Consider the following 26230-nt stretch of genomic DNA (forward strand, 5'->3'; position numbering starts at 1 on the left):
ACTAAATTTTTCAAGCGTAATGTTCAATTACAATCTCTAAAAATCTAAAAAAAACTTATAAAATAAGGAGTTGGCATGATTACCCCTTAATCTATTTTCTAATCTCTTTTATAATATCAAGAACCTGGCTGACTTTTGCAGTCAAACCGTCGAAATCTTTATTGTCTAATATATCTTTTGAAATCAATTGTGAGCCTAAACCAACACAAGTCGCTCCTGCATTGAGCCATGAACTCAAACTTTCTACAGTTGGATAAACACCGCCTGTAGGCATAATGTTAGTCCACGGGCAAGGTCCTTTTATGGCTTTGATAAACTCTGGTCCGTAAATATCTGCTGGAAATAATTTTACAATTTCACAGCCTAATTCTTCAGCTCTTGCAATTTCTGTCAACGTACCGCAGCCTGGCGACCACAATACTTTTCTTCGGTTACAAGCTATAGCTATATCTTCTCTAAAAACTGGCGTAACTATAAAATTGGCTCCCAAACTCATGTATAATGAAGCCGAAGCAGCATCTGTAATAGATCCAACTCCTAAAATCATTCCTGGTAATTCAGCTAAAGCATATTTGTTTAATGCTCCAAAAACTTCGTGTGCAAAATCACCTCTGCTGGTAAATTCCATTAATCTGGAACCTCCATCGTAACATGCTTTTAAAACTTTTTTACTCAGCTCGATATCAGAATGAAAAAACAACGGAACCATACCGTTTTCTTTCATTTGCGAAGCGACTTCTATTCTTGAATATTTTGCCATTTTTATTTTATTATCTTGATACTAATGCAGAACCATCACCATCAATCATATTTTCAACTTCTTTTAATGTAACCAAGTTGTAATCGCCTGCAATGGTATGTTTTAAGCAACATGCTGCAACTGCAAAATCCAACGCTCTTTGGTTGTTATTTTGATATTCTAATAAACCATAAATTAATCCGCCCATAAAGGCATCACCACTACCAACGCGGTCTACAACTGGTGTAACTTCTTTAACGGCCGCGCTGTAAATTGCTTTTCCGTCAAATAAAATACCGCCGATTCTCTGGTGTGAAGCACTAACAGAATAACGAAGTGTCGTAGCAGCAATTTTCAGATTTGGAATCAATTCGAACAATTTTGTGTATAAAGCTGGAAGCGATTTCTCGTCTTGATAATTTGGATTTACCTTCGGAATTCCAAGCATAAAATAAGCTGTATCGATATCTCCTAAAATAACATTACTGTATTTCAGCATTTCCGGCATTACTTCGCTTGGTGTTTTTCCGTACTGCCACAGTTTTGATCTATAATTTAAGTCGCAAGAAATTTTAATTCCAAGTTTGTGAGCTGTTTTAATTGCCTCTAAACAAGCTTCAGCAGCACTTTGAGAAATAGCCGGTGTAATACCGCTCCAGTGAAACCATTCAGCTCCTTCTAAAACTTTTTCCCAGTCAACCTGACCTTTTTCTATAGTTGACATTGCGCTGTGAGCACGATCGTAAACAACATTACTGCCGCGAGTTCCCGCTCCAGTTTCTAGAAAATAGATTCCTAAACGTTCGCCTCCGTAAACAATGTTTTTAGATTCTACATTCATTTTTCGGATTTCTCTTAATGCAGAAACACCAATTTCATTTTCTGGTAATCTGGTAACAAATTCAGCATTTACACCGTAATTAGCCAACGAAACACAAACGTTAAATTCGCCGCCGCCATACGTAGCACCAAATGCTGTTGACTGCGCAAACCTTAAATGTCTTTCTGTTGATAAACGAAGCATGATTTCTCCAAATGCAACTACTCTACTCATATTATATTTTTTTTGCCACAGATTACAAGGATTAACAAGGATTTAAAAACTTAGCGAACCTTGCGTAAATCTTTGCGAACTTTGCGGTTAACTTTTAATTAAAATTTGAAATATTCTTTTGCATTGTTATATGAAATGTCGGCAACTAATTTTCCGATCCATTCCATATCATTTGGAAGTTCACCGCGTTTGATTTCATCTCCTAAAAGATTACATAAAATACGTCTGAAATATTCGTGTCTGGGGAACGATAAGAAACTTCTTGAATCTGTCAGCATTCCAACAAAACAGCTGATTAATCCCATATTTGAAAGCGCATTTAACTGCTTTGTCATTCCATCTTTTTGATCTAAAAACCACCATCCTGAACCAAATTGAACTTTTCCACGAACACTTCCGTCATTGAAATTTCCAATCATAGTTGCCATAACTTCGTTATCAGCTGGATTTAGGTTGTAGATAATTGTTTTTGTCAATTTATCTTTACTATCTAAAGCATTTAAAAAGTTTGATAATTTTTGAGCCTGCGGGTAATCTCCAATAGAATCCCATCCAGTATCAGGACCTAAAATTCTGTGCATACGAGCATTATTGTTACGCAATGCCCCTAAGTGAAACTGCTGTACCCATCCAAATTCATGATACGTTTCTGTTAAGAATAATAAAACAGCACTTTGGAATTTTAAAGCTTCTTCTGGCGACAATATTCTATTTTCTCTTTTCTTTTTGAAGATTGCATTTACCTCAGATTCTGTAAATTCTTCAAAATAAATCTGATCTAAACCGTGATCACTTAATTTACATCCGTTTGCATTAAAATATTCAATTCTTTTTCTTAATGCCGTTTGCAAGTCAGCATAAGTATTAATTGCAACTCCGGACACATCCCCTAATGTGTCCAGATATGCATTATAACCATCATTAGAAATTAAGATGGCTTTATCAGGTCTGAAAGCCGTACTCATTTTGATTCCAACTGAATTGTTCGCGAATTTCTGGTGAAACTCTAAACTGTCAATTGGATCTTCTGTAGTACAAACTAATTCAGCATTTACTTTTTTAAGAAGATTCTGTGTGCTGTAAGCTTGAGAATTTATTTTTTCAGAAGTTTCGATATAAATTTTCTCCGCTGATTTTTCATTTAGCAAATCATAAATATCAAAATAACGAGCTAATTCTAAATGTGTCCAGTGGTATAACGGATTACGCATCGTGTACGGAACTGTTTTTGCCCAGTTTAAGAACTTATCTTTATCTGAACCGTTTCCAGTCACAAACTGCTCGTTAATCCCTAATGTACGCATTGCACGCCATTTGTAGTGATCGCCGTTGATCCATACATTTGTTATATTATCAAAAATCTTATCTTCAGCAATAAACTGCGGATTAAGGTGATTATGGTAATCAATAATTGGCTGATTTTTAGAGTAGTTGTGGTATAACTCTTCAGCGTATTTATTTTCTAATAAAAAATTGTCATGTATGAATGTATTTGCGCTCATGTCTTTTAAAATATAATTTGAGAATTATTCTTCGTTTGAAGGTTTTCCAATTGTAGCAAGGATACCGCCGTCAACATATAAAATGTGACCGTTTACAAAATCACTCGCTTTGGAAGATAAAAATATTGCTGCTCCGGCTAGATCGCTTGGATCTCCCCATTTTGCAGCAGGAGTTCTGCTGATGATAAAATCGTTAAACGGATGTCCGTCAACTCTAATTGGTTTTGTTTGTTCTGTAGCAAAATATCCAGGACCAATTCCGTTGATCTGAACATTGTACTTTGCCCATTCTGTCGCCATATTTTTAGTCAGCATTTTTAAACCGCCTTTTGCAGCAGCATAAGCAGAAACTGTACTACGGCCTAATTCGCTCATCATAGAGCAAATGTTGATTATTTTTCCTTGTCTTCTTTCAATCATTCCTTTTGCAACATGTTTAGAAACAATAAACGGACTTACTAAATCAATATCAACTACTTCTCTAAAATCTGCAACTTCCATATCCAAAAGCGGAATTCTTTTAATAATTCCAGCATTGTTGATCAAGATATCGATTGGTCCTACTTCACTTTCAATTTTTGCAACAGCTGTTTTAACTTCCTGCTCATCTGTTACATTAAATTTGTAACCTACTGCATTGATTCCTTCACTTTTTAGCGCTGCTACAGCATCGTCAATTTTTTGCTGAGACGAATTTCCATTCACCACAATTGTTGCTCCAGCTTCACCTAATCCTTTTGCCATTGCCATTCCCAGTCCGTGAGTACTTCCTGTAATAAGGGCAACCTTTCCTTGTATGTCAAATAAGTTTGTCATTTTCTTATCTTAAATCTGTGATTTTACAAACATCCATATCTCCATAATCTAAATTCTCACCAGCCATTCCCCAGATAAAAGTATAGTTACTGGTTCCTGAACCTGAGTGAATTGACCAAGGCGGAGAAATAACTGCCTGATGATTGTTCATCCAGATATGTCTTGTTTCCTGCGGCTGTCCCATAAAGTGACAAACTGCTTGGTTTTCTGGAATATCCAAATAAAAATAAACTTCCATTCTACGATCGTGCACGTGTGCCGGCATGGTGTTCCAAACACTTCCTGGTCGCAGCTCCGTCATCCCCATTTGCAATTGGCAGGTTGTAACAACACTTCCAATAATCATCTGGTTTACTGTACGGTGATTTGCCGTTTCCATTGTACCCAATTCTAATTTATTTGCTTCTGCTAAGCTTACTTTTACTGTTGGGTAAGAAGTATGAGCCGGTGCAGAGTTGATGTAAAATTTAGCTGGATTAGCGCTGTCAGCACTTTTAAAAATTACTTCTTTATTACCGCTTCCGATGTATAAAGCATCTTTAAAACCTAGTTCATAAGTTGTTCCTTCAACCACAACAGAACCACTTCCTCCAACATTGATAATTCCGATTTCTCTTCTTTCTAAAAAATATGGCGCTTTAAGCGGATCAATTGTTTCTAAAGTTAAATCACCTTTTACCGGTACTGCAGAACCTGCAATATATCTGTCGTAGTGAGAATAAACCAATACTACTTCATTTTCCTGCATTAGGTCATCAATCAAGAATTCTTCTCTCAATTGTTGTGTATCATATTTTTTAACAGCTTCTGGGCTTGACGCGTATCTTGAACTATATTTTGTCATAATTTTTATTTAATGTAATCGATTGCACAAAATTAATTTTTTATATTGAAAAACCATAATTCAAATGAAAAAATATTCTATTTAGAAAAATTATCCATTACAAATTTGTGATCGGTCTGTATTTTGGAACCAAAGTTTTCATTACAATCCATCCCGTTAGATAACAAACGGCACAGATAGAGAAAATGATAAAATATCCTGACTCAATTCCTTTAAATCCCATAAAAGCCATATTTGTTTCTTTTGCATAATCAAACAAAACTCCTGACCCTTTATTGATTAAAGTCGAGCCAATTCCTCCTGCTAAACCTCCAATTCCTGTAATGGTTGCAATTGCTTTTTTAGGAAACATATCTCCTACAGTTGTAAAAATATTTGCTGACCAAGATTGGTGCGCCGCTCCCGCAATTCCGATAATGATAACTGGAATCCAGTAACTGATATATCCTAAAGGCTGCGCGATTAAAGCTAATAATGGAAAAAATGCAAAAATCAGCATTGCTCTCATTCTTCCTTCGTATGGATTCATTCCTTTTTTCTCAACAAAGTAAGTTGGAAGCCATCCTCCAATAATTGACAATAATGTAATCATATAAAGTACAAACAACGGCAAAGCTGCTTCTGTAGAATCCATTCCGTAAACAGAGCTTAAATAAGCTGGAGTCCAGAATAAGAAAAACCACCAAACACCATCTGTCATAAATTTACCAAAAGCAAAAGCCCAAGTTTGTTTGTATTTAAAGCAGTCTGCGAGAGACACTTTAGTAGATGTTTCTGGAACATAACCCACCAATTTACTGTCGGCGATATCATCTTGTTGAATGTATGCTAATTCATCTGAAGTAACCTTTGCATGTCTTTCCGGTTTATCGTACATGAACATCCAAAATCCCATCCAAATAAATCCTAGAGCTCCAATGATAATGAAAGACATTTCCCAACCGAAAGATTTGGCAATAAACGGAATTGTAATTGGCGCCGCTAAAGCTCCAACTGTCGCTCCTGCATTAAAAATACTGGTTGCAAATGCTCTGTCTTTTTTAGGAAAATATTCAGCTGTAGTTTTAATCGCTGCAGGAAAGTTTCCTGCCTCTCCAACTGCCAAAACAAAACGAGCAAATATAAAAAGAGCAACACTCACATTGATCACCAATGCAGTATCGCTGATCGTACTGATTATTTCCTTTGAACCATGAAATCCTACGAACCATTCTCCTGTAATAATTCCAGAAGTTGCAATGCCGCAAAATGCATGAAGACAAGCTCCTATTGACCAAATACCAATTGCCCAAAGAAACCCTTTTTTAGTATCTAACCAATCTACAAATCTTCCCGCGAACAATAAAGAAACCGCATAAAAGATAGAAAATAAAGCTGTAATATTTCCGTAATCGTTATTTGTCCAATGAAATTCCGGTGCAATAAAATCACTCCATGTTAACGAAAGTACTTGTCTGTCCAGATAATTAATTGTTGTTGCAAAAAACAATAAGGCACAAATACTCCAACGGTATTTCCCTGTAGATTTGACTCCTTGATTTACGGCAACAGTTTCGGTTTGATTCATAGTAAGTTGGTATTATAGTTTTGAAATTTTTGGTAATCTTAATGTATTCAATCTGCTTCTATTTAAAATTGTTAAAATCAACATTTTAACAATTCAAAAAAGAAATAATGTAATCGATTGCACAAATATAGTTTTTAATCTCTACAATCCAAATAAATTGTATAAAAAATTATTTTGACTATTTAAATAAACATATTATATAAAAAAAAGAATACAAAATTACACATTAAACAATATATTTGTTAAAAGCTAATAGGTAAAATTTATCCTTTTTATGGGGTAAAATTGTCTTTAATTCTATGTCTTCAAAAACTTTTTTAGTCTATTTTTACTTTTAGAAACAAACGGTTGCATTTTCTGCAGCAAAATTAAATAAACAATTAATAATCAAATAATTACACACAAAATTGAAAAATACAAAAAAAACATTATTAAGAGGATTTACTTTAAGTTTTCTTTTATTTTCTGGAGTATTTACAAGTAGTGCTCAAAATCAAGTAATTCCGTTATGGAATAAAATTCCAGATGAAATCAAATCAGCAGATTATAAAGAAAAAGAAAGTATTACGGATGGAAAATTACAAAGTACGACTCAGGTTACTGTACCAACTTTAAGCATCTTTATTCCGAAAAATGCAAAACCCAATCAAACTGCGGTAATCATTTGTCCAGGTGGCGGTTATATGCATTTGGCTTTTGACAAAGAAGGAACAAAAGTAGCCGAATGGTTTAATAGTTTAGGAATTGTAGCTTTTGTATTAAAATATCGTCTTCCGAACGATTTAATTATGAAGAATAAAAATGTCGGACCATTACAAGACGCGCAGGAAGCTGTTCGTTATGTAAGGCAAAATGCAGCAAAATTGAACATTGATCCTAACAAGATTGGAATTTTAGGATTTTCTGCAGGAGGACATTTGGCATCGACTTTGTCTACACATTATGATGATAAGGTTTATGAATCGGCATTTAAAGTAAGTGCACGTCCTGATTTTTCTCTTTTAATTTATCCTGTAGTTTCAATGGAAAATAAAATCACCCATAAAGGATCGCAGACAAATTTACTTGGAAACAATCCATCACAAGATTTGATTGATTTTTATTCTAACGAAAAGAAAGTTACTTCTAAAACACCGCCGGCATTCTTAATTCATGCTACAGATGACACTGTTGTAATTCCAGAAAACAGTATCAATTATTATCTGGCACTTAAAAATAACGGAATTACAGCGGAGTTACATTTATATGAAAAAGGCGGACACGGTTTTGGATTAGGCGTAAATGATACCAGCAAATTCTGGACAAGAGATTGTGTAGAATGGCTAAAAGCTAATGGTTATAACTAAAAATAAGAAAGGCAAAACTTTTTCAAGTTTTGCCTTTTGATCAAAAAAAAAAAAACAAAAAGGAATTAAAAAACCATTTCTTTATTTTAAGCAGTAACTTCTTGTGCTGCGTTATTTTTCAATTTAGGAGCAGGAATTGCTTTACTTGCTGCTTTTGGTTTTGCAGCAGGTGCTTTCTTTTTACCAAATTTTTGCTTTCCCCACCAGATAATAAATCCTGTAATAGGTAAACTGGCAGAAATTAAACTGGCAAAAAATGCAATAAATTTTCCCGTTAAACCCAGCACACTTCCTACGTGAATATCATAATTCATTCTTCGGATTTTGTCTGGAATGTTTGCTTCAATATACTTTCCTGAAAAAGGTGTTTTAATCGAAATCTCTTTCAAAGTCTGCTGATCGAAACTATAACGATCCATATTATAAAATGTATGTTTTTGTTTGTATACAAAAGCACCAATTGGATCTGCAGGTTTACCAGGAATACTAATCATGATTCCGGCCGCCTGAGGGTTTTCTTTTCTAATATTCAATAATACTTTATCAGCTGTTGTAATATTAAATGTTTTAATATTAGTGGTATCCGATTTTGGAGATTCACGGTTTTCCGTCAATGGTGTCCCACCTGAAGTCACCCAGTACAAAGATTTACTCCACCAGCCAAAACTCCATACTAAACCAGTTACAGCAATAAAAAACAGAAAAATACAACTGTAAAATCCAAATACATTATGCAAATCGTAATTGACGCGTTTAAAACTTGCGTCCCATTTTATTTTAAAACTTTTGTCAATAATTGACTTAATCCATTTTGTAGGCCACCACAAAACAATACCAGAAATCAGCAGGAAGACAAAAATTAAAACGGCAACACCTACAATTGGGCGCCCAATATCGTATGGAAGCCATAAAGCGCGATGACCGTTTAAAATCCATCTGAAAAAATCCGGCGAGTCTCCTCTTGAAAAAGTTTTTACATTAAGAATTTCTCCTGTATAAGGATTCATGTAAACGCTTATAAAAGTACCGCTTCTTCTTCCGCCTTTGCCTTTGCCTTTTTCGCTCTTTCCTTTTCCTTTACCCTTTTCATTTCCTTGAGTTTTTAACTCAGATTTCCCTCTTTGGTTTTCATTTTTGGCAATATCTTTTCCTTTACCGCCTCTTTTACGCTCTCCATTATTTTCTGTTTTTTCACCTCTGCCTCTTCCACCTTCTTCTTTTTTCTCCACAAAATAACCTACGATTGCAGCTTCATCTTTTTCTCCAAAAGTTACACTTGTTGCTTTCTTGTCTTTCATTTTTTTATCTGCAATTGTAACCAATTGAGACGGCATCAAAAATGCTTTTTCCTGAGGTTTAACAAAACGCCAGTCTTCGATAAAATCTTTAATTTCATTTTCGAAAACATAAATGCAGCCAGTAAGACTCACAATCACTACGATAATTCCTGATGCTAAACCCAGCCACAAATGCAGCCAGGCCATCACACGTTTAAAGAGCGATTTTTTACTTTTTTTCTTGTTATTAGGTTTTGGTTTCGACGAAAACATAAATTGGATAGATAAATAGGATAAATAAAAAAACCGCAAGTCCTCATAAAAAATAAGGACTTACGGCAAAAAAATATTAGTATTTTAATTTCTGGATAGCAGTAATTTGTCCGCCTTCAACTTTCAAACCTCTTGTAGCAGCGGCAGTTGAACCGTTAATTGTGTAAATCCAGTTTCCATCAGGAGTATTGATACCTACAACCGCAGAATTTCCGTCTTCTGTTGTAATGTTATAACGGCTTGTTACAGAAGTTAATGTTGCAGGAGCATTTGTTACCCAAGTAAATGTTTGGTTGTAAACATCGGCGATAGCCATTTTAACTGCACCATTGTTTTTTCCAACATTTCCGTACATTAGCAATAAGAATTTCCCTTTTGAAATATAAGATGTAGAAGAAATTTTATATCCTCCAGATTTTTCCTGAACATTGAAGAAATAAGACTGATCAAATTCTGTAGTTCCTTTTTTGATTTTTACAATTGCAGATGGTTTTGTAGAAGTCAAAGCAGCATTACTTGTAGCAATTGCTCCAGAGAAACCGTAAGCATCTCCAATTTCATCTTGGAATAATCCGTTTGTGAAATAAGCTCCTAAATAACTTGTACGGTTATCTTTGATTACTTTTTCTAATTTAAGTTCTGGATAGTTGTAAACCGCAACCCAAGTACTATCTGGATTTGCAGTTCCAAAGTTGTCTACTCCATCTCCTTTAATACTCATATATGGCATGTAAACTTTGTCTCCAACTTGTGTTGCCCAAGTGTAGAAAGCTCTTTCTCCATTTTTAGCTAAAACTTTTGTGTCTTGTTGTGCTTCGCCAATAATAAGTGAATTTACAGCATCAATCTTATACATTGAAGCAATAGATGCACCGCTTCTTGGAACTTTAATTGTCAAGATATCCTTGTTTACAGCTGCAAATACATGAACAGTTTCTGCTTGGAAATCAGATTTTTTGACCAATTTTCCTTCGGCATTTAAATTATAAGTTGTAACAGCTCCAGGATTTCCTTGTCCGTACAATAAACTAAAAAAGTTGTTTTGTGCTGTAATGTAATAACGGTACGTTCCGTCTTGCTCTAGTCCGTTTCCTGTGGTAGTAATAGTTCCTGTAGAAACATCATCTGCAGTTAATAAATAATCTGCTATTCCTGCTGCTCCTGTAGTTGCAGTAATGATATATTTCGTTTTTCCTGTATCGGTTCCTCCGCCTGTTTCTTCTGTTTTATCAGAATCACTGCTGCAAGAAAAAGCTGTAAAAGCTAAAACAGCTGATAATAACGCTAATGTGGTACTTTTTTTCATTGTATTATGGTGTTTGTATTAAAATTAATTATTTGATTTACTGAAATAATATCTTAGTTTTATGTAAAAAGCTCGACTTGGTTTTTGTAGTGAGAAATTGTCATATAGTTTGTTATCCAATACATTTTTACATTCAAAAGCAATATTATATTTTCCATTTGCAAGCGTATAAACCGCATTCAAATCATGGCTAAACTGCTGTGGAATCTCGAGCTTACTATCTTTGCTTCCCATACTTGGCCACGATAAATAGTACGTATGAACATAAAGCAGATTGTACCCAACCGATAAATTGTTTCCTTTTTTCCAAAGATTATTGAAGAATACAGTCGCATCTGCGTTTCCAAAAAGGAACGGCATATTTGGAATTCTGTCTTTATAAAATGGAGACACATAATTTTGATCCGGCTCGTATTTAGTCATATTTCGAATATTCTGATATGTTGCATTAAAACCAGCCGTAAAACGATTACTGTAAGAGTATCTAATTTCTCCATCGATACCATAATTCGTTACTTTTCCTTGATTCACATTGGTGGTCATGGTCTGATTATTATTCAATGTTGCACGAATAAAATCTGTCGCATTTCTGTGTAAAAGATTTACATCAAATGATAAAGCATTTTTAATATTGAAACTGGTCTGATAACTCGCTCCAACATTAAAGTTGTTACTTGTTTCAGGTTTTAGATTTAAATTTCCTTCGACATTATCATTTACGTTACCAAAGATTTCTTCCGGCGTTGGAAGTCTGTAACTCTTCTCAAAAGAAGCTTTAACCTGAAGATTACGTTTGATATAATAACTCGTTGCGCCTCCATATCCAGTTGTAGAAGTATTATCTACGTACTTTTGATAAGCGACATCACCCGCATTTCCAGATGGATTGTAACTTCTTGTATAAGTAGTTTTTAAGGAATAATCTTTTAAGAATAAAGATGTACTCCATTTTTCATTAAAGTCCAATTTATAACCTAATCCTAAAACATTTTTCTGCGTCTTTTTAGGTTGTTTGTACGTTAAAGATTCTGGAACTAACTCGTCACTTTCCTTACGATTGAATGTATTAAAAGTATTATTCAGCATAAAAGAGTGTCTTTCGTTAAGCGTATAAGTCGCATTAGCCGTAGCCACACCATTATTATTGTAAAACTTACGAAGTGTGCGGCTTCTTTCGCCTCCATTACCTTCGTATTCTTTATAATCTCCAAACCAATTGTATCTTCTAAAAACAGTATCCACATTTTGTTCAAAACCAAAATTGTAGTTTCCTGTAACATTGATATTAAGACCTTTTGTAAATAAATCTTTTACCTGATATTTTAAAGTTGGCATTACAATACTTCCTCTTCTATACATTTCACCAAACACACTTACCATTCTGGCACCAGTCTGGATATCGGCTTTATTTTCGCCCCCAGTAAAACCGATCATTAATTTATCGGCATATTTTTTTCCTGTTACACCAATATTAAAAATTACAGTTTCGTTACGGTATTGATCATGAAAACGTCTCACTCTCTTGTTTGGGAAATAAGCGCCCGTATTTAAATCGGCTACATCTACATTTACCCAATAATTATTATCCGAATAATTTTGAAAAGCATTAATCTCTGTTGTAAAACCGCTTTTTGCGGTATAACCAGCGTTAATACTGGAACGGTGCGTATTAAAAGATCCGAAAGAATAAGAAGCATCTAGATATGTTCTAGGCTTACTGTTTGTAACAATATTAATTGCACCACCCAATGCATCTCCTCCCAACCAAATAGGCACAACGCCTTTGTAAACTTCTACACGGTCTGCAAGATTGATTGGAATGTTATTCATTTGAAAAGAAGAACCAAAATTGTCCATTGGAACTCCATCAATAAAAACTTTGATCTGATTCCCTGAAAAACCGTTTATAGAAAGTTCAGATCTCGAACCAACTCCTCCAGATTCGCGATTACGCACTCCAGAAACACGATCTAAGGCGTGAGATAAATCAAGTGTTGAATTGTGCAGTTTTTTAGCATCAATTGCTGTTACGCTATAAGCTTGTTTATTTACTTTATCAGTTTGAGTTCTTCCCATCACGGTTACACTTTCTAACTCTTGTAATTCGTTTTCCAACTTAACCGGAATATTTAAATTACTTCCGGCAACTTCAATCTGTTTTTTTTGAACTGCAAAACCAATTGCTGAAATCTTTAATGTGTATTTTCCTGGAGTAATATTTTTAAAAATGTAGTTCCCATCTTCATCGGAAATTACACTTTGATTTGTTTTTTCGATAATAATGGTTGCATAAGGAACTGTTTGTCCAGAATTTTCTACAACTTGTCCAGACACCGAAACCCCTTGATTTTGCTGGGAAAACGATAAGAACGTAATGCATAAAAATAAACTGGCAAATAAAAATTTTTGAGTTGACATATCTTTAATTAGACTAATTATAAATAACTTTGGCGCAAAAGTACTCTCAACTGCTTTAAAAAAGTTAGGGAAAAACGGATTATTATTTTGTAAAAACGGATTAAATTTTGAAAATCAAAGCCACTCTTTTAACGCCAGAAACGCCAATAATTAAAATTCAGATTGGAGATAAATATTACCCAAAAAGTATACTTACAGAAGAGAATATCAACATAGAAAACAAAGATTCTGAAAAAATTACAAGTCGTCATTTAATCACCGAAGGTTTGGTCTTAATAGATACTCAAATGTATTATTCGAGCGCCAAAACGGTCATTTTTGAAATTGATGAAGAATCTGTGGTAATGAATTTTATTTACAGCAGTAATGTAGAAACACACATTGACCAATTGGAAAGCGAGAGATATTCTAAAGAAAATACACACAATATTTTTTATACCAATAATTTTAAAGCCACTTTTACAATTCCCGCATTTACACAATCCAATTATTTATCGATTATTCTCTCTAAAGAGTTTTATTACAATATTATAAATGAAGACTGGCAGCTTCATGAAAAATTTTCAAGGAATATCCTGAACAAACAATCGAGTTATTTAACTTTAAAATATCTTCCTTTTACACCTGCCATACAATGGGTCACGCATGAAATAAAAAGTTGTACCAGAAAAGGCGCCTTAAAAAGAATTTATATCGAAAGTAAAATTAAAGAACTGCTGATTCACCAGCTTGAAGCTATTTTCGCTAAACCTTCAACCACAGAAAAAATTGACGAAGAAGATTATAACAAATTACTAGAAGCAAAAAAAATATTAGACAACGACTATAGAAACACTCCTACTCTTCCGGAACTTTCACGACTTATTTCTTTAAATGAATTTAAACTAAAAAAAGGTTTTAAAGCTTGTTTTGGAACAACTGTTAGAAGCTATATCATTAAACTTAGAATGGAACATGCGAAGGAATTATTTCAAAATAAAAAAGCAACGGTAAGTGAAGCAGCTTATAAGTGCGGGTATAAAGATGTTTCTCATTTTTCAGCAGCGTTTAAAAGTTATTACGGATTTTCTCCTCAAAAATTTAAAATCAATACCGACATTATTCAGTTTTGGTTAATTGGTTTTTCACTTTTTTGGTAAAAAAAAGGGTCTTAAAATTATGTCCGTCGACGTAATCTTAAAACCCTTAAAAAATTAGACATTTAATGTATACTGCAAACTTATATACAAAACCCACGATCAAATGAATATGTCAATTTCATTGTTAAAACGTTTCTCCAAAAACAGTTTTCTGTAAAAATTCAAAGTGACATCTAAAAAGGTAAAGAGTACCGCCGTTTTCAAATTTCTACACTTCAAAATTAGAATCTGCAAAAGAAAATACCTTACGGCTTTCCTCATAAGCGTAAAAAAATAACACTCTCAAGGCCATAATTAAAACTTATAACACTACAAATCAATGTATTGAATTTTCAACTTTAACATTAATTTGTGTAAATAATAGTCAGTTTTTTCTTTTAAAGTGTAAAAAACACACTTAAAAAATCATTTCTTATCCTAGATTAAGACCTGTTTTTTGATCCCTGACCTATATTTGCAACGAGCTTAAGGATCTAAAAAAGGAAAAATAAAAATCTTAGAATCTTAGAACCTTAGAAACTCAGAACCTTTTTTCTTATTCTAGATTAAGTCGAATAGAAAATGAAACTAATAAATTTGCATAGTAAATCACAAGTTCTGTAAAACTGATATTTCAACAAAAAATAGAAAAACAGCAAGTCAGAATCTTAGAAACTAAAAAAGATGAAAACACTTGAATTCTTATTACTCGGAAAAAACGAAGCGATATTGGCTATATTACTTCGTCTTGTAAATGCATACGAAGACTGGAATGCCGTTTCTTTTCACAACGAAAAAGAAGCTCAAGACTATTTTCAAAATCACAAAATCGATGTTGTTCTTTTGAGTTCCGGAATCGAAGATCACGTTGAAAAAGAGTTTACTTCTTTTTGTTTAAAACAACAGCCAGAAGTAGAAGTTATTGAACATTTTGGCGGCGGAAGCGGATTGCTGAAATCAGAAATTCTTCACCGTTTACACTTAAAAGGAAAAATTTAGGTACTATTATTTTTCTCTTTTAAAATTTCATTAAAGCTTAGAAACAATTCATTTTACGAATATCAAATTAAAATTTACGATATATCGTGAGGCTTTCTATTGCCTTTTTTTGAAAAACCCATTAAAATCAACACTTTACAAACAAGGCATTTAATTTGGATGTAATAAACTGAAAATCAAATTCTAAAAATATTTAAAAACCCAATTATTCACAACAAAATCAAAATTATCATGAAAAAATTAATCCTTACAACAGTTTTAGTCTTAGTAATATTTATCGGATTTGCACAAAAACCAAGTCCTACATTATTAGACCCATCAAATCATACTTTGGTACTAATTGATTACGAAAGTCAAATGGCATTTGCAGTAAGCAATATTCCAATCGATCAACTAAGAAACAACACCGCTCTTGTTGCCGGCGCATCAAAAATATTTAAAGTTCCAACTATCGTTACAACAGTTGCCGAAAAATCATTCAGCGGACCTGTATTTAGAGAAATTGAAGAATTCTACCCGCAAAAAACTTCCAACTATATTGACCGTACTACAATGAATACTTGGGAAGATGCTCCCGCTCGCAAAGCAATTATTGCAGCTGGTAAAAAGAAATTAGTTTTTGGCGGTTTATGGACAAGCGTTTGTATCGTTGGGCCAGCTTTATCTGCAATCAATGAAGGTTACGATGTTTATGTAATTACAGATGCAAGCGGTGATATTTCTAAAGAAGCTCATGAAATGGCTGTAACTCGTATGGTTCAGGCTGGTGCACATCCAATAACTTCATTACAATATTTATTAGAACTACAACGTGACTGGGCGCGTCAGGAAACTTATGTTCCCGTAACCGACTTAGTTAAAAAATACGGCGGTGCTTATGGTGTAGGTGTTCAATATGCTCACGAAATGTTGAAACACTAAATTTTTTGAATTAAAAATTGAGAATTAAAAATTAAAAATTTTGCTTATAGTTCTGGCTAACCGTTTTTTGAAGTTTAAAAAACCAATTTCTTTGTTTTTTATTTTCACGCAGATTTAGCAGATTCAGGAAATTTTAATTTTTAATTCTCAATTTTTAATTTCTTATTTAATTTTTAATTAAAAAAAAGCCAAACTAAATATACCACAGCCATGAAACTTACTTCTAAAATACTCGCATTACTTTTAATTATTTCCCTGCCTGTTTTCGCTCAAGGCAAAAGAGCCACATTAATCGTTCATCATGCTGTAATTCATACTTTAGACGATAAAAATACAATTGTTGAAGCTATGGCTGTAGCCGATGGGAAAATCCTAAAAACAGGAAAAAACAGCGAAATCTTAAAATTAAAAGACAAAAAAACAACTGTAATCGATGCCAAAGGAAAAGTAATTATTCCCGGAATATTCGATTCTCATATGCACATTATCCGCGGTGGAAGATTTTATAACACCGAATTACGCTGGGATGGCGTTCGTTCTTTAAAAAGAGCTTTAGCAATGCTGAAAGAACAGGCACAACGAACTCCAAAAGGACAATGGGTTCGAGTTGTAGGCGGATGGAACGCTTATCAATTTGAAGAAAAAAGACTTCCTACTTTAGCCGAAATCAATGAAGCAACCGGCGAAGTTCCTGCTTTTATTCTTCACTTATATGGACACGCTTATTTGAATAAAGCGGGTTTGGAAACTTTAAAAATCGATGCCAATACGCCGAATCCAAATGCGGGATTAATTGAAAAAGATGCAAATGGAAACCCAACAGGATTATTAGTTGCAGAACCAAATGCTTTTATTTTATACTCTACTCTTGCTAAACTTCCTGAATTATCTGAAGAAGAAAAATTCAATTCGACTAAACAATTTATGACAGAAATGAACCGTCTTGGTGTAACTGCAATCATGGATGCCGGCGGCGGATTTCAAAACTTCCCAGACGATTACGGCGTGACAAATGGATTATGCAAAGACAGCGATTTAACTGTTAGAATGCCTTATTATTTGTTTGCCCAAAAAGCTGGAACAGAATTGAATGATTACACCAAATGGATGCAGACGGTTGAAATTGGTGAAGGCTGCGACGACGATCATCATTCAGATAAAGTTGAATATCATGTTCAGGGCGCAGGAGAAAATTTAGTAATGAGCGCGGGAGATTTTGAAAACTTCGATAAACCGAGACCAGAATTGAGCCCAGCGATGGAAGGACAATTGAAGGAAGTTTTATCTTTATTGGTAAAAAATAGATGGCCGTTTAGAATTCATGCGACATATAATGAAAGTATTACACGGTTTTTAAATGTTATTGAAGACATCAACAAAGAAACGCCTTTAAGCGGACTTTTATGGTTCTTTGATCACGGAGAAACGGTTTCTGTAGAAAACTTAAAACGTATAAAAGCCTTAAACGGCGGATTAGCAATTCAGCATAGAATGGCGTATCAAGGTGAAAGCTTTATTAAAAGATATGGAAAAACTGCTGCTGCAAACACTGTTCCGCTAAAGAAAATATTAGAATTAGGAATTAAAGTTGGAATGGGAACTGACGGAACCCGTGTCGCAAGTTACAATCCGTGGGTTGGTTTGTATTGGCTGACAACTGGAAAAACTTTAGGGGGTTTAAAATATATGAATGACGAAAATATTGTAGACAGATCAACAGCATTAAAATTATTTACTTACGGAAGTGCACAATTGATTAACATTGAAAAAGACAGAGGAATGCTGACAGCGAATAAATTAGCCGACTTTGCAATTCTTTCTGATGACTACTTCAATACTTCTGAAGAAAATATATTCAACATCGAATCGAAACTGACAGTTGTAAACGGAAAAGTAGTTTATGCCGATAATGACTTTAGAACATTTGCAAACGAAAAGCCAAAAGCAATTCCGGATTGGAGTCCTGTAAATTACTTTGGCGGTTATCAAAAAAACTAAATCAAATTAAAAAAAGATAATAATTTATAGGGCTTTGAATGCACAATTTAAATTCTAAATTTGTGTTATTCAAAGTCCTACAAATGGAAAAAACATATTCGGTTGTATTTTATTCTAAAACATTGGTGGAGCCGGTTAAGAAATTGAAAGATTTTTTAAGAAGCAAAATCAAATGGTACAACAGCTGTAATTCTGAAGCACATATTACAATTTGTGAATTTAAGATCGATGAATCGCAGCTCGAAACAATCAAACAAAAGCTTTCTCAAATTTCTGATACCTTTACGCCGTTCCAAGTGTCGTTAGACCACTTTGGTTCTTATCCCAACAGCGGCGCTTTCTTCATTGCTCCTAACGCAGATGTTGAAGATAATTTTAAGCTGCTAATGAAAAAGATTCATCAGGCTTTAAAACCATTAAAACTTAAAAAAAGCGAAGATCCACACCTGTCAATCGGACGAAAGTTAACACCCGAAAATCTTAAAATTGCTTCTGAACTTTTTACAACAATTCATCTCAACTTTCTATGCAATGAAATTGTTATAAGAGAGTTTGATCCCATAGTTAAGCAGTTTTTCGTTATTGATAGTATTCCTTTTGGCAGTAATCCTCAGCCAGAATTAATTCAGGGAAGTTTGTTTTAACAAAATAATTCACCACAATCTTGTCATCCTGAGGAACGAAGGATCACACTAGAAACTCTACAACGTAACTCCGTAAAATATTTCCGGCAATCTTTGTGGAGTTGATTTGTTGCCAATCTTTATCGAGTTACTATATAAACATAGCCATCGGTTTCAACCATTGGAGCACATTGTATTTATGATACATTCAAGATGTATTCACAATATATTCAAAATACAATCCACAATCCGTTTCCCACGGTTGAAACCGTGGGCTATATTTATAAATTGCGACTTACGTCTTTGTGAGAATTCACTAGCGTTCTTTGCGTAAATCCTCGCGAACTTTGCGTTTAAATTCAACACAAACAAATAACTGAAACAAAGAAAGCCTGAAACCTGAAACTAAAATCAATATTTCGTATATTTGAATTTTACAATTCACAAATATGAAATCACTAGATTCATTTTATCAAGATATTACCGAAGGTACATCTGTCGAGCCGAGTTCATTATTACCAAACGACATTAAAAAAGAAATTGGTCATTTTAATGTATTTGACATAAAAGAACTTTTAGAACGACTAAAAGAAAAGCCTGGAATGCCTTATGACAGAAGAGCTTATTACAAGATAAGTTTAATTCGCGGTAAGAATAAGGCCGAGTATGCTGATAAAATAATCGAAATTGATAAACAAGGATTATTATTTGCTACGCCAAAAATTCCATACAACTATTTACCACAGGACACGAATCAATCTGGGCAGTTTTGTGTTTTTACCAGTGAATTTTTATCCAAAAATAAAAGCGGAATCGATCTTGATGAACTTCCTATTTTTGCTGCAGACGGTTATCCTATTTTTCAATTATCTGACGAAGAAGTAGAAGAAGTCGCTTTGATTTTCAATAAAATACAAAAAGAAATCAACTCAGATTATATCTACAAATATGATTTGATCCGAAATTATGTTGCTGAACTAATTCACTTCGGACAAAAATTACAACCTATAACTGCGCTTTACTCCAAACACAATTCTGCAGCGAGAGTTTCTTCTTTATTTGCTGAATTATTAGAAAGACAATTCCCAATCGAATCTCCAAATCAAAGATTAGAATTGAGAACGGCAAAAGATTTTGCTTCCCGATTATCAGTTCATGTCAATCATTTAAATAAGGTTTTAAAGGAAAACACAGGAAAAACCACAACCGAATTAATCAGCACCCGATTGACAAATGAAGCGAAAATCCTTTTAAAACAAACGGATTGGAATATTTCTGAAATCGCCTTTTCCTTAGGTTTTGAGGAGCTGGCGCACTTTTCTAATTTCTTTAAAAAACAAACGTCGTTGACGCCTTTGGCTTTTAGGGCTTGAGTTTAGATTGCAGATTTTAGATTTTAGATTTTAGGTTTCAGGTTTCAGGTTCAATAGAACTTTGTCAAAGTTTTAAACTTTGACAAAGTTTAGCGTAACGTTTTGGAATTTGGAATTTAAAAGATTGAAATTTAAATACACCTGATTTGAATTTCGCAAACATCGATTTGATATTTACAATTTCCCAATGCTGCCTCACTCCTACCTTTGTCTTATCAATTTAAAAGATCGAAAAGATGAATTTATCAAACAACAAAATTTTAATAACAGGCGGTGCAAGCGGTATCGGACTTGGACTTACGGAGCGATTTATTCAGGAAAACAATACCGTAATTATTTGCGGTCGAAGAGAATCTGTTCTAAATGAAGTAAAAGCAAAATTTCCATCAGTTATTACAAAAGTCTGCGACTTGTCTTTAGAAGAAGAACGAATTGCTCTTTATAAATGGATCGAAGAAAATCATCCTGACTTAAACGTATTAATCAATAATGCCGGAATTCAAAAATGGGTTTCTGTTGCTGATGCTGATTTCTACGAAAGTATGAAAAGCGAAGTTGCAACCAATATTGAAGCACCATTGCATTTAACGTCACTATTTATTCAATTAAAATCGCTGACAACTGTAATGAATGTAACTTCTGGACTGGCATTTTCTCCTTTTGCAAAAGTTCCTGTTTATTCGGCTACAAAGGCGTTTTTTAGATCGTTTACACTTTCACTTCGTCATTTATTACAATCAAATAACATTGAAGTAATCGAAATTATTCCACCAGCATTGAATACAGACCTTGGCGGCATTGGTTTACATGATGCACATCCAAGTGTAAGCGATTTCATTGTTTCTATTTTTGAACAATTGAAAGAAGGAAAAAGCGAACTTACTTTTGGAACCAGTGAAACGAGATTAAATGCAAGCGTACCAGAATTAAAGGCTTCATTTAATGCACTTCATTCTAACTTATAATTTTAAATTTTAAATTAAAAATTGAGAATTAAAAATTAAAAATTTTGTCTCTATGTACTTGTTTTACTGAGTGCTATAAAGTCTCGAAAAAAGGACATTACATTTTAAGGTCTCCTCCCGAAGCCTCGGGATCGCTCAGACTGATCACAAACAACAAACAATAAACAACAAACAATAAACAATAAACAATAAACAATAAACAATAAACAATCAAAAAGATGGCAGTAAATACAAAAATAGCCTTGGTAACAGGCGGAAGCAGAGGTTTAGGAAAAAACATGGCAATTGCAATTGCTAAAAAAGGAATTGATGTAGTTATAACCTACAACAGCAAAAAAGATGAAGCTGACTTGGTGGTTAAAGAAATCGAAAATTTAGGTCAGAAAGCAGCTTCGCTTCAACTGAATGTTGCTGTCTCAAGTACTTTTGATTCTTTCTTCAATGAAGTAGAATCAACTTTAAAAAGCACTTTTAAAACAGATAAATTTGACTTTTTAGTAAACAATGCTGGAATCGGAATTCACAATTCATTCGTTGGGACAACTGAAGCAGAATTTGATCAATTGACTAATATTCAGTTTAAAGGACCATTCTTCTTAACACAAAAAGGGTTAAATGTAATGAATGACGGTGGCGGGATCGTAAATATTTCAACTGGTTTAGCAAGATTTTCTTTCCCAGGTTACGCCGCTTATGCCGCTATGAAAGGCGCAATTGAGACTTTAACAAAATATCAGGCAAAAGAATTAGGAGCAAGAAAAATCAAAGTAAATGTGGTTGCTCCAGGCGCAATCGAAACTGACTTTGGAGGCGGAGTCGTTCGCGACAACGAACAGATGAATCAGCAGATTGCTTCGGTAACGGCTTTAGGAAGAGTGGGTTTACCTGATGATATTGGCGGTGTTGTTGCCTTTTTATGTACTGAGGAAGCACGCTGGGTAAATGCGCAAAGAATTGAAGTTTCTGGTGGAATGATGCTTTAAGATAATTGTGAATGGTGAATGGTGAATGGTTAATTGATAATTGTTAATTGTTCATGGTTCATGGTTAATTATTGATGATTAAAAGTGGAATTTTAAATTTTAAATTTTAAATTTTAAAATAAAACAAAACCCGATAAGCATCAAAACTTATCGGGTTTGTCGTTTCAAATATATTTGAATTAGTAAGCTCTTATATTTAATTTTTCTCAATGATCACATCAAATCCGCCGTCTTTGTCGAATTGGATGTCATAAAACTTCTTGTCTTTTTCTACTCCAACTTCATACGTTGTAATATTCTTATCATTAACTACAACCGCAATTTCTCGAATTGCTTTTGCACCATAATTTTTCTTTAAATAAGCTTGTGCTTTTGGCGGCAGCTGACTTAGCGGAATCTGCAATTCATACGCTTTCATAATCCCTAAATTATCGTAAATAGCCAGCGCTTTTGTGGTGTTATTTACGTTATATCTGGCTTCATAACGAATCTCATCATTATCATCTCCAACATATTCTTCAGACCAAACAGGTACTTTGCCAGGATATTCTTTTTCAAAAGCAAGTTTCACCTTTTCTGGCGGTGTCACTTCTTTTTTCATATTCGTTCCTTCTTGTGCAATTAAAAAACTGCTGCATAAAAAAGTAAAAATCAAAAACACGTTTTTCATGGCTTCATTTTTAAATTAAACTTTAAATAACGTATTAAAAGTACTACTTTATAATGAAGAAAAAATGAACCTCACAATATTTTTTATGAACATATAATTTATTTTGAATTAAGCACTTAACTAAAAAGTAAATTACAACTCCAGCTTTTTTAGTCGGTCTGTTAATTCTCTTTTGTAAGTAATTCCAATTGGGATTCTTTCGTTTTTAATTACAATAAAATCTTTCTCAGTTGTATCAATTTTATCGAGTGCCACGATATAGGATTTGTGAACGCGCATGAAACTCTTTTCTGGCAGGCATTTCTCGAATTCCGTTGTCGTAATCGAAGCCAGATAAGTTCTTTTAATCGTGTGCAGTTTTACATAGTTTCCAAAACTCTGCGCAAATAAAAGCTGATCCAATTCTATATTCATCAAATAGCCGTCGACTTTTACATTAACGGAATTAACCGTTTCTTCTTCTGCCTTTTGTTTTACATTTTCTGTCGCAAAAAAACGATCAATTGCTTTTAAAAATCTTGGAAAATAAATGGGCTTCAATAAATAATCAATCACACCGTAATCATAACTTTCCAAAGCAAATTCAGAATATGCCGTTGTCAAAATAGTTTTCGGATGCGATGGAAGAATTTTCAGCAGTTCCATTCCAGAAATCTCGGGCATATTGATATCGAGAAACATTAAATCAACAGAATTTTCTCTGAGATAATTCATTGTTTCAATGCCATTATAACCTTGAAAAACCAATTCTAACTGCGGATTCTGTTTGATATAATTAGCCAAAACATAATGCGCAGCGGGTTCGTCATCTACAATAATGCATTTTTTTGTTTCTCTCATCCTACAAACTTTTTAAGCTGTATTTCTAAATCAACAGTATAAATCTGTTTATCGTCCTGAATATCTAATTTATAGTCTTTTCCATAAATTAAATTCAAACGCTCAATCGTATTTTTCAAACCGATTTTAGTCGAAATCACATCTGTTTTCTTCGGAATTGAATTTGTAACATGAAGGTTTAACAAACCTTTTTCAACACTAATGGTAATATTTACAAAACACTTTTCAATAGCGCAAGTTCCATGTTTAAAAGCATTTTCTATAAATGCAATTAAGAGCATTGGCGAAATTTTATACGCATTTTCGTTATCAACATTAGAATCAAATGTAATATCACAGCGATAGCCAACGCGCTCTTTTTCAAGCTGTACGTAACTGTTTATAAATTCCAGTTCATCTTCTAAAGAAACACATTGTTTGCTGTTACTTTCAAGCTGGTAACGCATTAACTGCGAAACTTTCATAATTAAATCCGGCGTTCTGTCTGGAAACTGAAGACTTATTCCGTAAAGTGTATTAAAAGTATTGAATAAAAAATGCGGGTTCAATTGTCCTTTTAAAGAATTCAACTGCATTTGATTGAACAATAATGCAGCATCGGTTTGTTTTCTGTGAATGCGATAAAATTTAAATACGATTATTGGACTTAAAATACAAACCAAAGTTCCTAAAACACTCGCCAATTGGTACGCATAACTTCTTTGATGTGAGTTTTGATACAAATGACATTTTGCAAACATATCCAGCATTGTAATTTCATACAAAATGACGGAAAACACAAAAACTCCAAATAATGTCAAAATTATATACGTAAAAGGTTTGTTTGCTTTGAATAAAATAGGAAGGAGAAAAAAGCGGTTAAATTGGGCATGCATGTATAAAATGCAATAGAAAAATACACCCATTAAAATAGAAATGAAGGAACTAAATAACATCCAATCATTTTTTAAGGTATAAATTGTAAATGAAAAAAGGACAACAGCAACTTCCTGCCACCATTTGTTATCCAGTATGTTATCAATTTTTTTGTTCATTCTTAATTTTGAAATAGTTTACAAAGTACGAACAAAAATTTAATTTTTATTTCTTTAAAATGACAAATTCAATTCGTCATTTACTAGTGCAGTACATCACTTAACCTGACTTTTATCAACGTAAGAGAAATAAATTTGTTTCATCAAAAACTATTTATATCACACCTTGAGTTTATGTATTTCAAAAAAATTACCTTATTATTTTTCTTGATTTTTGCCTCAGCTGGTTATTCTCAAACCCTTTCTTTAAAAGAAGCAGTAAAAACGGGGCTTGAAAACTACGGTTCCATCCGAGCAAAAAACAATTACACCAATGCATCAAAAGAGACTCTAAAACAATCTCGCCGTGATTATCTGCCTAACTTAAATTTGTCGGCGCAGCAAGATTACGGAACTGTAAACGGCCAAAACGGACCGCTTTATGGTTTTGGCGGACTTGGCGTTGCTTCATCAGGACTTCCGTTACCTGAACAAAACTGGAACTCAGCATTTGGTGCTCTTTATCTGGTCAATATGAACTGGGATTTTTTCACTTTTGGAAAAATTAAAGAGAAAATCAATTTATCTAAAATTGATGTTCAAGCCAAAGAAAATGATTTGAAGCAGGAAATGTTCCAACAGGAAATCAAAATTTCTGCGGCTTATCTTAATTTACTGGCAAGCCAGCGATTGTTGATTTCACAGCAAAAAAACCTTAGCCGTGCAGAAGTTTTCAAAAAGACAGCCGCTGCAAGAGTTAAAAACGGATTATTGGCCGGAGTCGATTCTACATTGGCAACTGCCGAAGTTTCAAAAGCTAAAATCGCTTTAAACCTGGCTCGAAACTTCGTTAAAGAACAAAACAACAAATTAGTCGATTTAATGGGTGTTCTTCCTCAGGATTTTGTTACTGATACGCTTTTCGTTACTCAGATTCCAAAAGAATTAATTAAAGAAAATGCGGCAACAGACAGTTTGCATCCGTTATTGCAATTGTACAAAACGAGAATTGATTACAGCAATCAGCAGGTTAAATTGTTCCAGCGTTTCTATTATCCAACCATGAGTGCTTTTGGTGTTTTACAAACCAGAGCTTCGGGATTTGATTCCTCTTATGCAACAGATCAAACTGCTTTTAACCGAAATTATTGGGACGGCGTAAATCCAGATCGTACCAACTATTTAATTGGGGTTGGAATTACATGGAATTTAACGACGCCTTTTAGAGCAAACAAACAAGTAACGGCTCAGAAATTTGTTTCTCAGGCTTTGCAGGAAGAATACAATCAGGCCGATAGAGAACTGAAATCACAATTGAATTTTGCTGAAGATAAGATCAGAATTACTTTAGAAAATTACGCAGAAGCGCCAATTCAGGTTGATGCGGCAAAACGAGCTTATTTGCAAAAATCGACTTTATACAAAAATGGTTTGACTGATTTAACCGATTTGACACAAACCATGTACGTTTTAAACCGTGCCGAAATTGATCGTGATATTGTCAACAATAATGTATGGCAGTCGTATTTGCTAAAAGTCGCTGCAACAGGCAATTTTGACTTATTTATAAATGAATTTTAATTAG

At 33.8% G+C, this 26230-nt stretch carries 22 protein-coding genes; 10 read left to right on the top strand and 12 right to left on the bottom strand.

The window, feature by feature from the left end; all coding sequences use genetic code 11:
* Nucleotides 1-91: 91 nt before the first annotated feature.
* From BSF42_RS16345 to BSF42_RS16370, 6 genes are all read right to left on the bottom strand, one after another.
* Entirely contained in the window at nucleotides 92-760 is a 669-nt protein-coding gene (locus BSF42_RS16345) for a bifunctional 4-hydroxy-2-oxoglutarate aldolase/2-dehydro-3-deoxy-phosphogluconate aldolase (RefSeq protein ID WP_095954166.1), read from the bottom strand.
* Nucleotides 761-770: 10 nt separating this feature from the next.
* Complete coding sequence (locus BSF42_RS16350) at nucleotides 771-1793, bottom strand: sugar kinase (protein ID WP_095954167.1); 1023 nt, start codon at nucleotides 1791-1793, stop codon at nucleotides 771-773.
* Between the two features lie 98 nt (nucleotides 1794-1891).
* Complete coding sequence (uxaC, locus tag BSF42_RS16355) at nucleotides 1892-3295, bottom strand: glucuronate isomerase (protein WP_095954168.1); 1404 nt, start codon at nucleotides 3293-3295, stop codon at nucleotides 1892-1894.
* A gap of 24 nt (nucleotides 3296-3319) precedes the next feature.
* Nucleotides 3320-4111: a gluconate 5-dehydrogenase gene (locus BSF42_RS16360; protein ID WP_095954169.1), complete on the bottom strand. Its 792-nt coding sequence runs from the start codon at nucleotides 4109-4111 to the stop codon at nucleotides 3320-3322.
* 4 nt (nucleotides 4112-4115) lie between these two features.
* Complete coding sequence (kduI, locus tag BSF42_RS16365; RefSeq protein WP_095954170.1) at nucleotides 4116-4955, bottom strand: 5-dehydro-4-deoxy-D-glucuronate isomerase; 840 nt, start codon at nucleotides 4953-4955, stop codon at nucleotides 4116-4118.
* A 97-nt stretch (nucleotides 4956-5052) separates the two neighbouring features.
* On the bottom strand, nucleotides 5053-6522 hold the full coding sequence (locus BSF42_RS16370; RefSeq protein WP_095954171.1) for an MFS transporter: 1470 nt from the start codon (nucleotides 6520-6522) through the stop codon (nucleotides 5053-5055).
* A gap of 407 nt (nucleotides 6523-6929) precedes the next feature.
* Between BSF42_RS16370 and BSF42_RS16375 the strand changes: the two genes are divergently transcribed.
* Complete coding sequence (locus tag BSF42_RS16375; protein ID WP_095954172.1) at nucleotides 6930-7868, top strand: alpha/beta hydrolase; 939 nt, start codon at nucleotides 6930-6932, stop codon at nucleotides 7866-7868.
* A gap of 86 nt (nucleotides 7869-7954) precedes the next feature.
* Here the strand turns inward: BSF42_RS16375 and BSF42_RS16380 are convergent, their stop codons facing one another.
* From BSF42_RS16380 to BSF42_RS16390, 3 genes are all read right to left on the bottom strand, one after another.
* The gene (locus tag BSF42_RS16380) at nucleotides 7955-9418 is read right to left on the bottom strand and encodes a PepSY domain-containing protein (protein ID WP_095954173.1); all 1464 of its coding nucleotides are present in this window, start codon (nucleotides 9416-9418) and stop codon (nucleotides 7955-7957) included.
* A gap of 76 nt (nucleotides 9419-9494) precedes the next feature.
* Complete coding sequence (locus tag BSF42_RS16385; protein ID WP_095954174.1) at nucleotides 9495-10724, bottom strand: DUF4374 domain-containing protein; 1230 nt, start codon at nucleotides 10722-10724, stop codon at nucleotides 9495-9497.
* 24 nt (nucleotides 10725-10748) lie between these two features.
* Nucleotides 10749-13142, bottom strand: coding sequence for a TonB-dependent receptor (locus tag BSF42_RS16390; protein ID WP_095954175.1), 2394 nt, complete (start codon nucleotides 13140-13142; stop codon nucleotides 10749-10751).
* Between the two features lie 107 nt (nucleotides 13143-13249).
* On the opposite strand from BSF42_RS16390, the gene BSF42_RS16395 reads away from it, so the two are divergent.
* The 8 genes from BSF42_RS16395 to BSF42_RS16430 all read left to right on the top strand — a co-directional run bounded on the left by BSF42_RS16395 (nucleotide 13250) and on the right by BSF42_RS16430 (nucleotide 22122).
* Nucleotides 13250-14281: an AraC family transcriptional regulator gene (locus tag BSF42_RS16395; protein ID WP_095954176.1), complete on the top strand. Its 1032-nt coding sequence runs from the start codon at nucleotides 13250-13252 to the stop codon at nucleotides 14279-14281.
* Nucleotides 14282-14944: 663 nt separating this feature from the next.
* Complete coding sequence (locus BSF42_RS16400; protein WP_095954177.1) at nucleotides 14945-15259, top strand: hypothetical protein; 315 nt, start codon at nucleotides 14945-14947, stop codon at nucleotides 15257-15259.
* A 231-nt stretch (nucleotides 15260-15490) separates the two neighbouring features.
* On the top strand, nucleotides 15491-16180 hold the full coding sequence (locus BSF42_RS16405) for a hydrolase (RefSeq protein WP_095954178.1): 690 nt from the start codon (nucleotides 15491-15493) through the stop codon (nucleotides 16178-16180).
* Nucleotides 16181-16390: 210 nt separating this feature from the next.
* Nucleotides 16391-18178, top strand: a complete 1788-nt coding sequence (locus BSF42_RS16410; protein ID WP_095954179.1) for an amidohydrolase — start codon at nucleotides 16391-16393, stop codon at nucleotides 18176-18178.
* An 83-nt stretch (nucleotides 18179-18261) separates the two neighbouring features.
* Entirely contained in the window at nucleotides 18262-18822 is a 561-nt protein-coding gene (locus BSF42_RS16415) for a 2'-5' RNA ligase family protein (RefSeq protein WP_095954180.1), read from the top strand.
* 428 nt (nucleotides 18823-19250) lie between these two features.
* On the top strand, nucleotides 19251-20174 hold the full coding sequence (locus tag BSF42_RS16420; protein WP_095954181.1) for an AraC family transcriptional regulator: 924 nt from the start codon (nucleotides 19251-19253) through the stop codon (nucleotides 20172-20174).
* A gap of 236 nt (nucleotides 20175-20410) precedes the next feature.
* Nucleotides 20411-21139 carry an SDR family oxidoreductase gene (locus tag BSF42_RS16425; protein WP_095954182.1) on the top strand — a complete coding sequence of 243 codons (729 nt, stop codon included), beginning with the start codon at nucleotides 20411-20413 and terminating at the stop codon, nucleotides 21137-21139.
* A 218-nt stretch (nucleotides 21140-21357) separates the two neighbouring features.
* Nucleotides 21358-22122, top strand: coding sequence for an SDR family oxidoreductase (locus BSF42_RS16430; RefSeq protein ID WP_095954183.1), 765 nt, complete (start codon nucleotides 21358-21360; stop codon nucleotides 22120-22122).
* A gap of 196 nt (nucleotides 22123-22318) precedes the next feature.
* Here BSF42_RS16430 and BSF42_RS16435 read toward each other — a convergent pair whose 3' ends face one another.
* The 3 genes from BSF42_RS16435 to BSF42_RS16445 form a co-directional block, all read right to left on the bottom strand.
* Entirely contained in the window at nucleotides 22319-22792 is a 474-nt protein-coding gene (locus tag BSF42_RS16435; protein ID WP_095954184.1) for a hypothetical protein, read from the bottom strand.
* 132 nt (nucleotides 22793-22924) lie between these two features.
* On the bottom strand, nucleotides 22925-23632 hold the full coding sequence (locus BSF42_RS16440) for a LytTR family DNA-binding domain-containing protein (protein WP_095954185.1): 708 nt from the start codon (nucleotides 23630-23632) through the stop codon (nucleotides 22925-22927).
* Entirely contained in the window at nucleotides 23629-24666 is a 1038-nt protein-coding gene (locus BSF42_RS16445) for a sensor histidine kinase (protein ID WP_095954186.1), read from the bottom strand. The genes BSF42_RS16440 and BSF42_RS16445 overlap by 4 nt, the downstream gene beginning before the upstream one ends.
* Nucleotides 24667-24840: 174 nt before the next feature.
* Here BSF42_RS16445 and BSF42_RS16450 point away from each other — a divergent pair, with 174 nt between their 5' ends.
* Nucleotides 24841-26226 carry a TolC family protein gene (locus tag BSF42_RS16450; RefSeq protein WP_095954187.1) on the top strand — a complete coding sequence of 462 codons (1386 nt, stop codon included), beginning with the start codon at nucleotides 24841-24843 and terminating at the stop codon, nucleotides 26224-26226.
* The last annotated feature ends 4 nt before the right edge of the window (nucleotides 26227-26230 follow it).

The sequence above is a fragment of the Flavobacterium sp. ACN6 genome, assembly GCF_002304005.1.
Taxonomy (GTDB): domain Bacteria; phylum Bacteroidota; class Bacteroidia; order Flavobacteriales; family Flavobacteriaceae; genus Flavobacterium.

Bases quoted from the DNA above. Each gene is read 5' to 3' on its own strand.
- BSF42_RS16380 (WP_095954173.1), bottom strand. From the start codon at position 9,418: ATGTTTTCGTCGAAACCAAAACCTAATAACAAGAAAAAAAGTAAAAAA.
- BSF42_RS16410 (WP_095954179.1), top strand. From the start codon at position 16,391: ATGAAACTTACTTCTAAAATACTCGCATTACTTTTAATTATTTCCCTG.
- BSF42_RS16435 (WP_095954184.1), bottom strand. From the start codon at position 22,792: ATGAAAAACGTGTTTTTGATTTTTACTTTTTTATGCAGCAGTTTTTTA.
- BSF42_RS16430 (WP_095954183.1), top strand. From the start codon at position 21,358: ATGGCAGTAAATACAAAAATAGCCTTGGTAACAGGCGGAAGCAGAGGT.
- BSF42_RS16400 (WP_095954177.1), top strand. From the start codon at position 14,945: ATGAAAACACTTGAATTCTTATTACTCGGAAAAAACGAAGCGATATTG.
- BSF42_RS16440 (WP_095954185.1), bottom strand. From the start codon at position 23,632: ATGAGAGAAACAAAAAAATGCATTATTGTAGATGACGAACCCGCTGCG.
- BSF42_RS16345 (WP_095954166.1), bottom strand. From the start codon at position 760: ATGGCAAAATATTCAAGAATAGAAGTCGCTTCGCAAATGAAAGAAAAC.
- BSF42_RS16390 (WP_095954175.1), bottom strand. From the start codon at position 13,142: ATGTCAACTCAAAAATTTTTATTTGCCAGTTTATTTTTATGCATTACG.
- BSF42_RS16425 (WP_095954182.1), top strand. From the start codon at position 20,411: ATGAATTTATCAAACAACAAAATTTTAATAACAGGCGGTGCAAGCGGT.
- BSF42_RS16385 (WP_095954174.1), bottom strand. From the start codon at position 10,724: ATGAAAAAAAGTACCACATTAGCGTTATTATCAGCTGTTTTAGCTTTT.
- uxaC (WP_095954168.1), bottom strand. From the start codon at position 3,295: ATGAGCGCAAATACATTCATACATGACAATTTTTTATTAGAAAATAAA.
- BSF42_RS16445 (WP_095954186.1), bottom strand. From the start codon at position 24,666: ATGAACAAAAAAATTGATAACATACTGGATAACAAATGGTGGCAGGAA.
- BSF42_RS16405 (WP_095954178.1), top strand. From the start codon at position 15,491: ATGAAAAAATTAATCCTTACAACAGTTTTAGTCTTAGTAATATTTATC.
- BSF42_RS16370 (WP_095954171.1), bottom strand. From the start codon at position 6,522: ATGAATCAAACCGAAACTGTTGCCGTAAATCAAGGAGTCAAATCTACA.
- BSF42_RS16350 (WP_095954167.1), bottom strand. From the start codon at position 1,793: ATGAGTAGAGTAGTTGCATTTGGAGAAATCATGCTTCGTTTATCAACA.
- BSF42_RS16360 (WP_095954169.1), bottom strand. From the start codon at position 4,111: ATGACAAACTTATTTGACATACAAGGAAAGGTTGCCCTTATTACAGGA.
- kduI (WP_095954170.1), bottom strand. From the start codon at position 4,955: ATGACAAAATATAGTTCAAGATACGCGTCAAGCCCAGAAGCTGTTAAA.
- BSF42_RS16450 (WP_095954187.1), top strand. From the start codon at position 24,841: ATGTATTTCAAAAAAATTACCTTATTATTTTTCTTGATTTTTGCCTCA.
- BSF42_RS16420 (WP_095954181.1), top strand. From the start codon at position 19,251: ATGAAATCACTAGATTCATTTTATCAAGATATTACCGAAGGTACATCT.
- BSF42_RS16415 (WP_095954180.1), top strand. From the start codon at position 18,262: ATGGAAAAAACATATTCGGTTGTATTTTATTCTAAAACATTGGTGGAG.